The sequence below is a fragment of the Mesorhizobium sophorae genome, from assembly GCF_002270415.1.
In the GTDB taxonomy this organism is placed as follows: domain Bacteria; phylum Pseudomonadota; class Alphaproteobacteria; order Rhizobiales; family Rhizobiaceae; genus Mesorhizobium; species Mesorhizobium sophorae.
On the sequence record NZ_NNRI01000013.1, the window covers coordinates 383726 to 396682 of the forward strand.

The 12957-nt window shown below is 64.4% G+C and carries 13 protein-coding genes; 8 read left to right on the forward strand and 5 right to left on the reverse strand.

The window, feature by feature from the left end:
• Window positions 1-2: 2 nt before the first annotated feature.
• The 3 genes from CGZ66_RS21105 to CGZ66_RS21115 are packed head-to-tail and all read left to right on the forward strand — an operon-like array spanning window position 3 to window position 2857.
• Window positions 3-911 carry a heme/hemin ABC transporter substrate-binding protein gene (locus CGZ66_RS21105; RefSeq protein ID WP_095087487.1) on the forward strand — a complete coding sequence of 303 codons (909 nt, stop codon included), beginning with the start codon at window positions 3-5 and terminating at the stop codon, window positions 909-911.
• An 11-nt stretch (window positions 912-922) separates the two neighbouring features.
• Window positions 923-2026, forward strand: a complete 1104-nt coding sequence (locus CGZ66_RS21110; RefSeq protein WP_095088059.1) for a FecCD family ABC transporter permease — start codon at window positions 923-925, stop codon at window positions 2024-2026.
• A 39-nt stretch (window positions 2027-2065) separates the two neighbouring features.
• Window positions 2066-2857: a heme ABC transporter ATP-binding protein gene (locus CGZ66_RS21115; RefSeq protein WP_095087489.1), complete on the forward strand. Its 792-nt coding sequence runs from the start codon at window positions 2066-2068 to the stop codon at window positions 2855-2857.
• A gap of 134 nt (window positions 2858-2991) precedes the next feature.
• On the opposite strand, the gene rirA is transcribed toward CGZ66_RS21115, so the two are convergent.
• On the reverse strand, window positions 2992-3456 hold the full coding sequence (gene rirA, locus CGZ66_RS21120; protein WP_095087491.1) for an iron-responsive transcriptional regulator RirA: 465 nt from the start codon (window positions 3454-3456) through the stop codon (window positions 2992-2994).
• Between the two features lie 276 nt (window positions 3457-3732).
• Between rirA and CGZ66_RS21125 the strand changes: the two genes are divergently transcribed.
• The 3 genes from CGZ66_RS21125 to CGZ66_RS21135 all read left to right on the forward strand — a co-directional run bounded on the left by CGZ66_RS21125 (window position 3733) and on the right by CGZ66_RS21135 (window position 6259).
• Window positions 3733-5028 (forward strand): DUF445 domain-containing protein, encoded by a 1296-nt coding sequence (locus CGZ66_RS21125; RefSeq protein WP_095087493.1) that lies wholly within the window; start codon window positions 3733-3735, stop codon window positions 5026-5028.
• A 111-nt stretch (window positions 5029-5139) separates the two neighbouring features.
• Window positions 5140-5568 carry a phasin family protein gene (locus CGZ66_RS21130; protein WP_095087495.1) on the forward strand — a complete coding sequence of 143 codons (429 nt, stop codon included), beginning with the start codon at window positions 5140-5142 and terminating at the stop codon, window positions 5566-5568.
• 193 nt (window positions 5569-5761) lie between these two features.
• Window positions 5762-6259 (forward strand): MaoC family dehydratase, encoded by a 498-nt coding sequence (locus tag CGZ66_RS21135; protein ID WP_095087497.1) that lies wholly within the window; start codon window positions 5762-5764, stop codon window positions 6257-6259.
• A 3-nt stretch (window positions 6260-6262) separates the two neighbouring features.
• On the opposite strand, the gene CGZ66_RS21140 is transcribed toward CGZ66_RS21135, so the two are convergent.
• Window positions 6263-7702, reverse strand: a complete 1440-nt coding sequence (locus CGZ66_RS21140; protein ID WP_095087499.1) for an MFS transporter — start codon at window positions 7700-7702, stop codon at window positions 6263-6265.
• Window positions 7703-7833: 131 nt separating this feature from the next.
• Between CGZ66_RS21140 and CGZ66_RS21145 the strand changes: the two genes are divergently transcribed.
• Complete coding sequence (locus CGZ66_RS21145) at window positions 7834-8727, forward strand: LysR family transcriptional regulator (RefSeq protein WP_095088062.1); 894 nt, start codon at window positions 7834-7836, stop codon at window positions 8725-8727.
• A 13-nt stretch (window positions 8728-8740) separates the two neighbouring features.
• Here CGZ66_RS21145 and CGZ66_RS21150 read toward each other — a convergent pair whose 3' ends face one another.
• Window positions 8741-10144: an aminotransferase-like domain-containing protein gene (locus CGZ66_RS21150; RefSeq protein WP_095087501.1), complete on the reverse strand. Its 1404-nt coding sequence runs from the start codon at window positions 10142-10144 to the stop codon at window positions 8741-8743.
• Window positions 10145-10250: 106 nt separating this feature from the next.
• Between CGZ66_RS21150 and CGZ66_RS21155 the strand changes: the two genes are divergently transcribed.
• Window positions 10251-11114 carry a DMT family transporter gene (locus tag CGZ66_RS21155; protein ID WP_095087503.1) on the forward strand — a complete coding sequence of 288 codons (864 nt, stop codon included), beginning with the start codon at window positions 10251-10253 and terminating at the stop codon, window positions 11112-11114.
• A gap of 23 nt (window positions 11115-11137) precedes the next feature.
• Here the strand turns inward: CGZ66_RS21155 and CGZ66_RS21160 are convergent, their stop codons facing one another.
• Both CGZ66_RS21160 and maiA read right to left on the reverse strand, forming a co-directional pair.
• Window positions 11138-12178 carry a zinc-dependent alcohol dehydrogenase family protein gene (locus CGZ66_RS21160; RefSeq protein ID WP_095087507.1) on the reverse strand — a complete coding sequence of 347 codons (1041 nt, stop codon included), beginning with the start codon at window positions 12176-12178 and terminating at the stop codon, window positions 11138-11140.
• Between the two features lie 128 nt (window positions 12179-12306).
• Window positions 12307-12957, reverse strand: coding sequence for a maleylacetoacetate isomerase (gene maiA / locus CGZ66_RS21165; protein ID WP_095087510.1), 651 nt, complete (start codon window positions 12955-12957; stop codon window positions 12307-12309).

A 12957-nucleotide genomic window follows, 5' to 3' on the forward strand; every position in this document is an offset into this window, starting at 1 on the left:
CTATGGTTTCCTTTTCCAGACTGGCGCCTGTTCTCAGGCTGGCGCTTGGACCGGCAATCGGTCTCTCCCTGGCTTTTGTCGCCTTGCAACCCGGCAACGCCGCCGAGGGTGCGACCGTCTTTGCCGATCGCTCGAAGATAGTTGCCATTGGCGGCTCCATCACCGAGATCGTCTACGCGCTCGGCGAGGAGAAGCATCTGGTGGCTCGCGATTCCACCAGCCGGTATCCGAAAGCCGCACTTGATCTGCCTGATGTCGGCTACATGCGCCAGCTGTCGCCGGAAGGTGTGCTGTCGGTCAACCCGACCGGCGTCCTTGCGCTGCACGGCAGTGGTCCCAAGGAAGCCGTCGATGTGCTGAAGAAGACGAGCGTCCCGTTCATCGAAGTGCCCGAACACTATAGCCACGAAGGCATCCTGGAGAAGGTCCGCATCGTCGGCAAGGCACTCGGCGTCGACGCCAAGGCCGAGGTGCTGGCCAGGGAGCTTGATGCCAAGCTCACCGCGGCCGAAAAGCAGACGGCCTCGATCAAGCAGCGCAAGCGCATCCTGTTCGTGCTGTCGATACAGGGCGGCAAGATCCTGGCGGCCGGCAGCGAGACGGCGGCCGACGGCATGGTCAAGCTGGCGGGCGCGGGCAATGCCGTGGAAGGCTTTTCCGGCTACAAGCAAATGTCCGACGAGGCGATCATCACCGCCAGGCCGGACGTGATCCTGATGATGAGCAATGCCGGGCCACCGGTATCGGACGACGAATTGTTCGCCAATCCGTCCATCGCCTCGACGCCGGCGGGTGCCGCACGCAAGCTGATCCGCATCGACGGCGCCTATCTGCTCGGCTTCGGGCCGCGCACGGCCGATGCTATCCACGATCTCGCCGTCTCGCTTTATGGCGGGCAGGTCACGGATTGAGCGGGCAGATCATGGTCGATCAATCAATCGCCGGCCCGGTGAAGGTGATGGCGGGTGCATCCGACGGCGATCGCTCGGATCGCGCCCGCATCGTCACTCTTCTGCTGTGCCTGGGGCTCGTCATCGCCGTGCTTTTGTCGCTGACGTCCGGAGCATCGGACGCATCGGCCGTCAATGTCATCAGCGACTGGCTGTTCGGCACCGTGCCTGATAACGCCGCGTTGAGGGCCCGCGACAGCCTGATCGTCTACGACATCCGCCTGCCGCGCATCATCCTGGGCTTGCTGGTCGGCGCAGCACTTGCCGTCTCCGGCGCTGTCATGCAGGGGCTGTTCCGCAATCCGCTCGCCGATCCCGGCCTGATCGGCGTTTCGGCCGGGTCCAGCCTCGGCGCGGTTGCCGTCATCGTGCTCGGTGCCACGGTGCTGGCGCCGGTGACGGCCTGGTTTGGCACGCTTGCGCTGCCATTGGCGGCATTCTGTGGCGGGCTCGCCACGACATTGGTGCTCTACCAGGTTGCCACGCGACGGGGACAAACCTCGGTTGCCACCATGCTGCTCGCCGGCATCGCACTGGCGGCGCTTGCCATGGCGCTGACCGGCATCCTGATCTTCATGGCCGACGACCGCCAGTTGCGCGACCTGACCTTCTGGCAACTCGGATCGCTCGGTGGCGCGACCTGGGCGAAGATCGCTTCGGTCGGACCGATCATCGTGCTGGCGCTGGCGGCGATGCCGTTCCTGGCGCGGGGCCTCAACGCACTGGCGCTGGGCGAGGCGACCGCCGGCCATCTCGGCATTCCGGTGCAACGGCTGAAGTACACGGCCATCATCGGTGTCTCGGCGGCGGTCGGCGCATCCGTCGCCGTCAGCGGCGGCATCGGTTTCGTCGGCATCGTCGTGCCGCATCTGCTGCGGCTGCTAATCGGTCCCGACAATCGCTACCTGCTGCCGGCATCGGCGCTGCTCGGCGCCTCGCTGCTGCTGTTGGCCGACGCCGCCGCGCGCACCATCGTGGCGCCGGCTGAATTGCCGATCGGCATCGTCACCGCGATCGCCGGTGCGCCGTTCTTCCTGTGGATACTGCTGCGCAAGCGCGGCGTCATTGATTTGTGAGATTCTGGGATTTGTGATTTGGGGACCTGTGAGGCTCGGATGATCGAGGCAAGGGACGTTTCCGTGGCGATCGCCGGCAAGCGCATCGTTGCCGGTGTCGATTTCGCTGCACGCCCCGGCGAAGTGGCGGCAATCGTCGGCCCCAATGGGTCCGGCAAGACGACCTTCCTCAAGGCGCTGTCCGGCGAACTTGCCTACACCGGACATGTCGTCCTCAACGGCGGCGATCTCTTGGCGATGAAGCCGGTCGAGATCGCCATCCATCGGGCCGTGCTGCCGCAGGCGACGACGCTGTCGTTTCCGTTCACGGTGCGGGAGGTGGTCAAGCTCGGCCTTGTCGGCGGCCGCTCGGGCGTCCTGCAGGGCGAGGACGCGCGGCTGCCGGAACGGGCGCTGGCGCGCGTCGACCTTGATGGTTTTGCTGGGCGTTTCTACCAGGAGCTTTCGGGCGGCGAGCAGCAACGTGTCCAGCTTGCGCGCGTGCTGTGCCAGGTCTGGGCGCCGGTGCTCGACGGCAAGCCGCGCTATCTGTTCCTCGATGAGCCGGTTTCCAGCCTGGATATCAAGCACCAGCTGATCATCATGAACATCGCCCGCGACTTCGCCAAAAGGGGTGGCGGTGTGGTCGCCATCCTGCACGACCTCAATCTGACGGCCATGTTTGCCGACCGGATTTTTGTCATGCATCGCGGCCTGCTTGCCGCCACCGGCTCGCCGCGGGACGTGCTCAGCGACGATCTGATCGAAAAAGTGTTCGACTGCCGGCTCAGGGTCGGCGTGCTGCCTGCCGGCGACATGCCATTCGTGTTGCCGCAGTCGACGGTCTGTTGATACTCAGGTGAGGCGGCCTGCGAATGGCGGTTTCCTGCGCTTCCGGTACTCACGTACCCGAAAGTACGCTCCGTTCGTTCTCGACTCAGCGTGACCTGATTCTCAACGGACCTACTCAGACTCGGGAGACTTGCTCAGGCAGCAGGTGCGCGGCGCTCCACCAGCATGTCGATACCGAGCAGGTTGCGCACATTCGGCCGCGCCGCCACGAGATCGGCGATCGTGTAGCGCTCCAGCACCGCGAAGAACGCGTTCAGCGCCTCGCGCAATGCCGAGTTCAGCGCACAGCTGTCGACCAGCGGGCATTCGGCGGCATCGTTCTCGAAGCATTCGGCCATGGCGAAGCTCTCTTCGGTCACGCGCACGACATCGAACAGGCTGATGGACTCAGCGGCACGGCCAAGCCTGACGCCGCCATTCCTGCCACGCACGGTCTCGACCAGGCCGTGCTCGACCAGCGGCTGCAGGATCTTGAACAGGAACAACTCCGACACCGAATAGGCGGCCGCGATCTCGGGGATGCGGCTCAATCGGTCATTGTTGGCGGCACAATACATCAGGATGCGCATGGCATAGTTGGTCTGGCGCGTAAGCCGCATTTTGTCCTCACAACGCGCTGGTGCGGTAGAACCGCGCCAGATTTCAAAACTTTACTGATGCGGCTTTGACTCCGAAATTTCGGATTCGCCACATTGGCCTGGGCGGAATATGGCCTATACCTTGGAACAATTCCAGACTAGCCGGGCACAATAGATGAACATTCTCGTCAACTTTGTGTGTGCATCTGGGCAAGGTGCGAGCGAAACCGGCTGTAACGGGCATTTCGCCTGACGAAACACTAAATAGGCCCGAGATTGACGAGGAGCAGCTCATCCATGTCACAATCGGTCCAGTCGCTGGCGCCTGTCCGTTTCGATGCCGACGCGGAGGCCAAGCTTTCCGCCTTGCGGTGGACAAAGTTTATCGCGGCGGCGGCGCTGGCGCTTTGCGTGCTGGTGTTTGCGCTCGCCAAGTCGTTCGAGCACACCTATCCGTGGCTCGGCTTCGTCGCGGCCTTTGCCGAGGCCGCGACCATCGGCGGTCTGGCCGACTGGTACGCAGTGGTGGCGCTGTTCAGGCGGCCGCTTGGATTGCCGATCCCGCACACCGCCATCATCCCCGAGAACCAGAACCGCATCGCCGACAATCTCGGCCGCTTCATCGAGGTCAATTTCCTGGCGCCCGAACCAGTGCGTGAAAAGCTTGCCGAGGTCGATTTCTCGGCGCTGGTCGCCGACTGGCTCGCCGATGCCGAACGTGCGGCCGGCCTGTCGCGCTTCGTCGTGCGGCTGGTGCCGCAGACGCTTGCCGCCGTCGAGCAATCCGGCCTGCGTGGTTTCGTCACCAGCCGCATGCTCGAGCAGATCGAAAAGGTGCCGCTGGCGCCGCTGGCGGCCGAGCTGTTGTCGGCGCTCACCGAGGACCGTCGCCACCAGAAACTTGTCGACGAATTCACCAAGGTGATCGGCCGGTTCCTAAACGACGAGCAGGCGCTGGCGACGATGCGCGAGAAGATCCGCGAGGAGTTGCCGTCGCTGTTCAACCTGTTCCGCGCCGACGCCTACCTGCTGAAGAAGATCGTCGCCTCGGCCGGTTCGCTGCTCGACGAGGTGCGGGCCGACCCAGAGCATCCAATGCGCGCCGAATTCGACCGTTTCGCTCAAGCCTTCATCGAAAAGCTCAGGACATCGAAGCAATATGCCAAGCGCGCCGAGAAGCTGAAACGCGATTTCCTGGCCCGGCCGGAGGTCAGGGGATTGGCCGGCGACATGTGGGCAAGCCTCAGCCAGTTCATCGAGCAGGACGCCAAGGCGCAGGAGTCGATCATCCGTACGCATCTCGCCAACATGTTCGTCGAGATCGGTCGCCATCTCGCCGGCGATGCGCAGATCCGGGCCGACATGAACCAGGGGTTCGTGGTGGCGCTCGCTTCGTTCGTGGAGAGCCAGAAGAGCGGCGTGTCGAAATTCATCGCCGACCAGGTCAAGCGCTGGGACCTGGCGCAGCTGACGCGGCTGATCGAGATGAACATCGGCAGGGACCTGCAATACATCCGCTTCAACGGCATGATCATCGGTGGGCTTGCCGGCGTCGTGCTCTATGTGGCCGAGCGGCTGTTCCTCGTCGGCTGACGCCCATTCGGCCCTGGACCGATTCCACTGCGTCCGAATGGACACGCAGCACTTCGGTGCTATTCTCCCGTCCGGGAGCCCAATCGGCGGCAACAGGGGAGAGAGACCATCATGGCCAAGCAACCGGAATCCGATTCCTTCATGGACATGTTCGGCAAGTTCGGCCGCGACCTGAAAGTGCCCAACGTCGATGTCGAGGCAATTCTTGCGCATCATCGCAAGAACCTCGAAGCGCTGGAAAAATCGGCCCGCGCCAGTGCCGCCGGCGCGACCTCGCTGTTGTCCAGGCAGCGCGAAATGCTGCAGGACACGCTGCGTGAAGTCACCGAGATGGCGCAAAGCTACCGGGCGCCGGGCAATCCGCAGGAACTGATGGCCAAACAGACGGAATTCGCGCGCAAATCCTTCGAGGCTGCGTTGAAGAACGCCGGCGAAGTGGCTGAACTGGTCAAGAAATCCGGCACCGAATCGGTCGACATCCTGCGCACGCGCATCAAGGAGGCGATGGAAGAAATCCGCGCCGGCTACGACAGGAAGTAGCGGTCTCCGGCCAAGGTGGCATTGTTGCCGCAGACAGCCCGAAAGCCAAAGAAATCCCGATTTACCCTGCCGTTGCGGTGGGCGGCATGGCATGATCGCGGCCGAAGTCGGCGGAACGGATTCGCGCAGGGCGAATTGACAGGGGCCGCCAGTTCGTGGTCCGGAGGCGTTGGAAGCTATCGGGAAACCAGGAATGACTGAAATACGGCCCAAGACGCCGCCGACCTACGAGCAATTGAGGACGATGGCCGGGCAGGAGCTTGGCGTGTCTGAGTGGACCACGGTCGACCAGAATCGTATCAACCAGTTCGCCGAATGCACCGGCGACCATCAATGGATCCATGTCGACCCCGTGAGGGCGCGACGGCAAAGCCCGTTCCGCACGACGATCGCACACGGCTACCTGACGCTGTCGATCATCGGCGCACTGGCGCTCGGCATGGGCATCGTGCCCGAAAACACCCAGGCCGCCTTCAACTACGGCTTCGACAAGGTGCGTTTCCTGGCGCCGGTCAAGGTCGGCGCGCGCATCAGGCTGCGCACCACGCTGCTGTCCATGGAGGACAGAGGCCCTGGCCAGTATCTGATGAAGGCGGCCAATACGGTCGAGATCGAAGGCGAGGAAAAGCCGGCGCTCACCGCTGAAACGCTGGTCATGCTCTACGAGCGCCGCAAACGGGCAGGGGCCTGAGCCTTACGAAACGCTGGGCTGCGCGCGGCCAACGGTGCGGGCCGAGAGCAGCGCAAGGAACAGCGCGACCAGTGCCAGTGCCGTTGCCGTCTGAAAGGTGACCTGCATTCCCCGGGCGGCGGCCACGGAACTCAGAATGTCTTGTTCCCCGGCCGATGCGATGGCGAAGACGACGCCCATCAACGATGCGCCGGTGATGAGGCCGAGATTGCGCGACAGATTGAGCAGGCCAGAGACGACACCGCGCTCGCCGGCGCCAACACCGGTCATGATCGCTGCATTGTTGGACGTCTGGAACAGCGCGTAGCCGATGCAGGTGACGGTGATCGGCACGACATAGCTGGCAATGCCGAGTTTCGTCATGGCGAGCGACAGCAGGAACGTGCCGATGGCAAGGCTGGCCAAGCCGGCAACCATCATCCTGTGGGCCCCGAAGCGATCGGTCAGGCGTCCGGCCAGCAGCGCCGACAGGGCCGACACGAGCGGACCGGTCGACAGCACGAGGCCGACCCTTGCGGCATCGAGCCCGAGCCCGCGCGACAGGTAGAACGGGGCAACCACCAGGGTCGCCATCATCACCGTTGCGACGACGAGGCTCATCGCCAGGCTGGCGCTCAACTGGAGGTCACGAAAGCTGGCAAGCTTGATCAAGGGGTTCTTCACTTTCGCCTGCGCTGCGGCGAACAGAACGACGCCGATGCCGGCAGCTATCAGCAGGCCGAGGTTGAGTGCGCCGAAATTGCCCCTGCCAAGCGTCATGGCCAGCGCATAGGCGGCCAGCGTCAGGGCCAGCAGGGCAGTGCCCACGGCGTCGAACTTGCCCCGATCAGCCTGGGCTGGCTTGCCGCGCGCCGGCAAGGCACGATAGGCGAGAGCGAAGGTGAGCATGCCCAGCGGCACGTTGACGAGGAAAATCGCCCGCCAGCCGAAGCCCGCGATCAGAAGGCCGCCGAGCGAGGGCCCAAGTGTCGTGCCGATTGCCGACATGGCGCCAAGCAGGCCCATGGCGCTGCCGGTTTTGGCCTTGCTCACCGTTTCGGCGACAAAAGCCAGCGTCAGCGCCATCATCAGCGCCGCACCAAGTCCTTGCACGGCCCGCGCGGCGATCAGCAGCCAGAGCGTTGGCGCCAGGCCGCAGAGTATGGATGCCAGCGTGAACAGCGCGATGCCGCCAAGCAGCAACGGCCGGCGCCCGAACATGTCGGCCAGCCGTCCGGCGCTGACAATCAATGTGGTGATGGCGAGCAGATAGGCCAGAACAACCCACTGCACCGACTGGAACGAAGCGCCGAACGCCTGCATCAGCGACGGCAGGCCGACGCTGGCAATGCTGGTTCCCAGCGACGACAGCAGCGTGGCGAGCGAAAGGCTCGCCAGCGCCCCGCGGGCGGATTGAGCCTGGGGCGGCACCGATAGGCGCTCATTTTGCTCTGCGATTGCCAAGGCGATCTCCTTTCCATCGGCTCCATAACCGGGGCTGTCGGAGATCTAGTCTCTTGGTTGATATGGCGGAAGGCGCAGCATTCGCATGTTATTCGTGCACCAAACGCCATATCATGTGCTATGATTCGCCGATGGCATCGCCCGATCTCAATTTGCTCGTCGCTCTCGACGTTCTGCTGGCCGAAGGCAGCGTGGCCCGCGCCGCCAATCGTCTCAGTCTCAGCCCCTCGGCGATGAGCCGGACGCTGGCGCGGCTGCGCGAGGCGACGGGCGATCCGCTGCTGGTTCGCGCCGGCCGCGGCCTGGTTCCGACACCGCGTGCGCAGGAGTTGCGGCAGCAGGCTGGTCGCGTCGTCCAGGATGCGGAAGCACTGCTGCGCCCTGCCAGGCTCCTCGACCTTTCGGACCTCGCCAGGACTTTCACACTGCGCACCAATGAAAGCTTCGTGGAAGAGTTCGCGCCGCGACTTGTTGCTCGCATCGAAGCGGAGGCGCCATGCGTGCGACTGCGTTTCGCGCCGAAGTCCGACAAGGATGTCACGTCGCTGCGCGAGGCGGCGGTTGACCTGGAAATCGGCGTCGCCGGTGAAACCGGGCCCGAGATGCGCATTCAGGCCCTGTTTCGCGACAGCTTCATCGGTGCCGTGCGCGCTGGCCATTCCTTGAGCGAGGGCGTCGTGACGGCCGAGCGCTACGCGGCCGGTCGCCACATCAGTGTTTCGCGGCGTGGCCGCGAGAAAGGGCCGATCGATGAAGCCCTTGAGCGGCTTGGACTCCAGCGGACTGTCGTGTGCATGGTTTCAAGCTTCTCGGCCACGCTTGCCCTGGCGCGTGCATCGGACCTGATCGCCAGCGTGCCCGAGCGGCACACCGAAGGCGCGCGCACCGGCATGCACAGCTTTCCGCTGCCGGTCGCCACCGTGGAGGTCACCATCTCCATGCTCTGGCATCCGCGTCTCGATGCCGATCCGGCGCAGCGCTGGTTGCGCGACTGTGTGCGCGAGGTCTGTGCGACATCTCGCTGACCACCTTGCAACATCAACGCGCCATCGCCGCCTCAACCACCTTGAAAATCCGTTCGTCCGCGCACTGGGCGACGTTGAAGCGCAGGAAGCGGCTGGCTGTCTGGGACAGGCTGAACGCATTGCCGGGCGCCAGCACGATGTTGTCGGCGAGAGCGCGGCGGGCGACTTCGGCCGCATCGACGCCATCCGGCAGGCTGCACCACAGGAACAGCCCGGCCGGCTGGTCGATCCAGGGCGTGATGCCGATTGCCTTCAGGCGGGTGCTCGTCTCGCCCATTGCGCGCGAAAGCCGCGCCCGCAGCAGATCCATGTGCTTGCGGTAGCTACCGTCCTTCAGCAGCGTCAGCACCAGTTCGGCCGCAAGCCGCCCGCCGCCGAAGGTGGTGGCGATCTTGAGATCGGTCAGGCGCTCGATCCAGTCGCGAGGCGCTGCGATGAAGCCGCAGCGAACCGACGCGGACAGCGTCTTGGAGAAACTGCCGATCTGGACGACCCGGCTCAGTCCATCGAATGCCGCCAGCCTGGGGGCGGGCGCATGTTCGAAATCGGCAAAGATGTCGTCCTCGACGATGGTCAGGTCGGATTGATCGGCGAGCTTGAGCAAGCGGTGGGCCGTGACTGGCGACAGGATCGCGCCGGTCGGGTTGTGGATGGCCGAATTGGTGATGTAGAGCCGAGGCCGGTGCTCGGCCAACGCCTGCGCGAACAGGTCGATGTCCGGCCCTGACTGCGTGTAAGGAACGCTGACGACCTTGGCGCGGTGGGCGCGCAGCAAAGCATGAAAATTGAAGTAGCAGGGATCGTCGACCAGTACCGTGTCACCGGGCTCGATCAGAAACCGGCACAGGAGATCGATGGCCTGCGTGCCCGATTCCGTCAGCATGATCTGTTCGGGAGAGGCTTCGATGCCATGCTCGGCCATGCGCCGAGCCAGCAGGTTCCGCAGCGGCGGCAGGCCGAGCGGCGTGCCGTAGTCGGCGAGCGCGACATCCTCGGCACGCGCCACGGTGCGCAGCGCGCGACGCAACCCTGCCTGGGGCATCCACGCGGCCGGCAGCCAGCCGCAGCCGGGTTTCAGACTGTCATCGCCTGCCTCCAGAGACTGGCGCGAGATCCAGAGCGGATCGACCGCGCGATCGAGCCGGGGACCGATCTCGGCCAGAGACAGCGGCGCCAGCGAGCCGGCGGCATAGAAGCCTGAGCCCGGCCGGGAACGGATAGCGCCTTCTGCGGCGAGCCGCTCATAGGCTTCGACCACGGTGGATTTGGAAACCTGCATGGATTTGGCGAAGGCGCGGATCGACGGCAATCGCGCTCCCGGCGTCAGGCTGCGCGCGGCAATCCGCTGGCGGACAGTCGCCATCACGCTCTCGACCAAAGTGACCGTGTCCTCAGTCTCAAGCGCTGTTATCGTCATCTGTACTGACTAGTCGACCATTACAGTTTTGCAAAATTGTACCCCATTGTCTCTGGCGACGCCATAGGTGCAGGCCCGATAGAGGGCGAAACAAACGGAGCCTGTGATGGACAAGATGGCGAGCGGCTGGGTGAACGGATTCGTCGGCGTGCTGATTTTCAGCGGCTCGCTTCCGGCAACGCGCGTCGCTGTGATGGATTTCGATCCAACCTTCGTGACATCGGCCCGCGCGGCGATTGCCGGACTGCTTGGTCTCGCCCTGCTGCTGGTGTTCCGCCAAAAGCGCCCGGAGCGAGGGGATCTGCTGTCGCTGGTCATCGTCGCGCTCGGCGTGGTGGTGGGTTTTCCCCTGCTGACGGCACTGGCGCTCAAGCACGTCACCTCGGCCCACTCCATCATCTTCGTCGGCCTGCTGCCGCTGGCGACGGCGATTTTCGGCGTGCTGCGCGGCGGTGAACGTCCTCGCCCGGCGTTCTGGCTGTTCTCGTGCGTGGGCAGCGCGCTTGTCGCGGGCTTTGCCCTGATGCAGGGCGTGACAGCCTCGCCGGTCGGCGATGGTCTGATGCTGGCCGCCATCGTCGTCTGCGGCCTGGGTTATGCCGAGGGTGCAGCGCTGTCGCGCAAGCTCGGCGGCTGGCAAGTGATCTGCTGGGCGCTGGTGCTGTCGCTGCCGATCATGCTGTTGCTGACTTTCGCGACGCTGCCGCCATCCTTTGCCAGCGTCGGCTCCAACGCCTGGATCGGGCTCGCCTATGTCTCGCTGTTCAGCATGCTGATCGGCTTCGTGTTCTGGTACCGCGGCCTTGCGCAAGGCGGCATCGCCGCCGTCGGACAGTTACAGCTTTTGCAGCCGTTCTTCGGCCTGGCGCTGGCGGCGACGCTGCTGCATGAGCAGGTCAGTCCGCTAATGGTCGTCGTCACGCTCGGCGTGGTGCTGTGCGTGTTCGGCGCGAAGAAATTTGCCAGGTAGTTCCGGGGCGGCGGCTCCTTTCCCTAGAACTTCGTCACCACCCCGATGCCGATACCCTCGAAGCCGCCCATCGCCATCAAGGCCGCGGGCGCTTCTTCGAGGCTGATCTTCTTGCCGACCAGAAGTTCGGGCTTGAGCTTGCCGTTGCGGATCATCTCCATCATCGCCTGGTAGCGATAGGCCTGCATGCCGTGGCTGCCGAGGATCTCGAGCTCGAAGGCAATCACCTTGTCCATCGGCACCTGCGGGCGGGCGTGCTCCCCCAGCATCAGGCCGACCTGCACATGGCGGCCGCGCCGGCGCAGGTTGGCGATCGAATTGAACGAAGTGGTGGGATGGCCGAGCGCGTCCATCGACATGTGCGCGCCGCCATTGGTGATCTGCTTCACGGCCTTGACGACATTCGGCGTTTTCGACGCGTTGATGGTGGCGACGGCGCCGATCCTCCTGGCGAAATCGAGCTTCTCGTCGGTGAGGTCGATGGCGATGACATTGGCGCCCATCGCGCTGGCGATCATGATCGCCGACAGGCCGACGCCGCCGCATCCATGCACGGCCACCCATTCGCCCGGCGTCACCCGACCCTGATCGACGATCGCGCGAAACGAGGTCACGAAGCGGCAGCCGAGGCTGGCGGCGGTGGCGAATTCCATCTCGTCGGGTAAGCGCACGAGATTGGTGTCGGCGTGTTCGATGGCGACATATTCGGCGAACGAGCCCCAGCCGGTAAAGCCGGGCTGTGTCTGATGTTCGCAGACCTGGTGATTGCCCGAGGTGCATTCGAAGCAGTGGCCGCAGCCGACGGCGAACGGCACGGTGACACGCTCGCCGGCCTTCCAGCGTGTGACATGCTTGCCGGCGGCCACCACGACACCGGCCAGCTCATGGCCCGGCACATGCGGCAATCGGATGCCGTCGTCATGTCCCATCCAGCCATGCCAGTCGCTGCGGCACAGCCCGGTCGCCTCGACCTTGATGACGACGCCATCGGCAGCCGGTTTCGGATCGGGAACGGTCTGGATCGTCGGCGCTTCGCCGAATTTCTCGAAGACGACGGCTTTCATTGGCAACTCCCAACCTTCAAACGGCCTGTGGGAAACGATAGCCGATTCCCTGTGCGGTCAAGCGGAAATCGATTCCGCCAGACGGGCTGACCGGGTCGCGCCGGTACCGGCGCTACCCGTCGGCGGCCTTACTCGGCATCGATCTGGTTCTGAGGAGCCGCCTTCTGGAACGCCGAAAGGGCCATGCAAGCGGCGTTGATGCGCGCGATCGTCGGGTAAGGCGTCATGTCGAGGCCGAAGCGGGCATTGCTGGTGACCTGCGCGGCCAGGCAGATGTCGGCCAGGCCCGGCATGTCGCCATGGCAGAATGCTCCGGTCTCGGCCGCGGCAGCCAGGATCTTTTCCAGCGGCTGAAAGCCCTCATTCACCCAGTGACGGAACCAGTTGGTGATGTCCTCGTCGCCGGCGCCGAATAGAGTGCGCAGCGAGGTCAGCACGCGCAGATTGTTCACCGGATGGATGTCGCAGGCGATCATCTGCCCCAGCATCCTGACCCGCGCCCGGCCAGGCGCATCCTTCGGCAGCAGCGGGGGTTCGGGACGGGTCTCGTCGAGGAATTCGATGATCGCCAGCGATTGCGTCAACAGCGTTCCATCGTCGAGGATCAGCGCCGGCACCAGACCCTGCGGATTGACCGCGAGATAGGCTGGCTCCAGATGCTCGCCGTGGCGCAAATGATGCGGGACATAATCATAGCTCAGCCCCTTCATCTCCAGCGCAATCCGCACCCGATAGGAGGTGGAGGAGCGATAGTAGTTGTGCAGGACGATGTCGCTCAT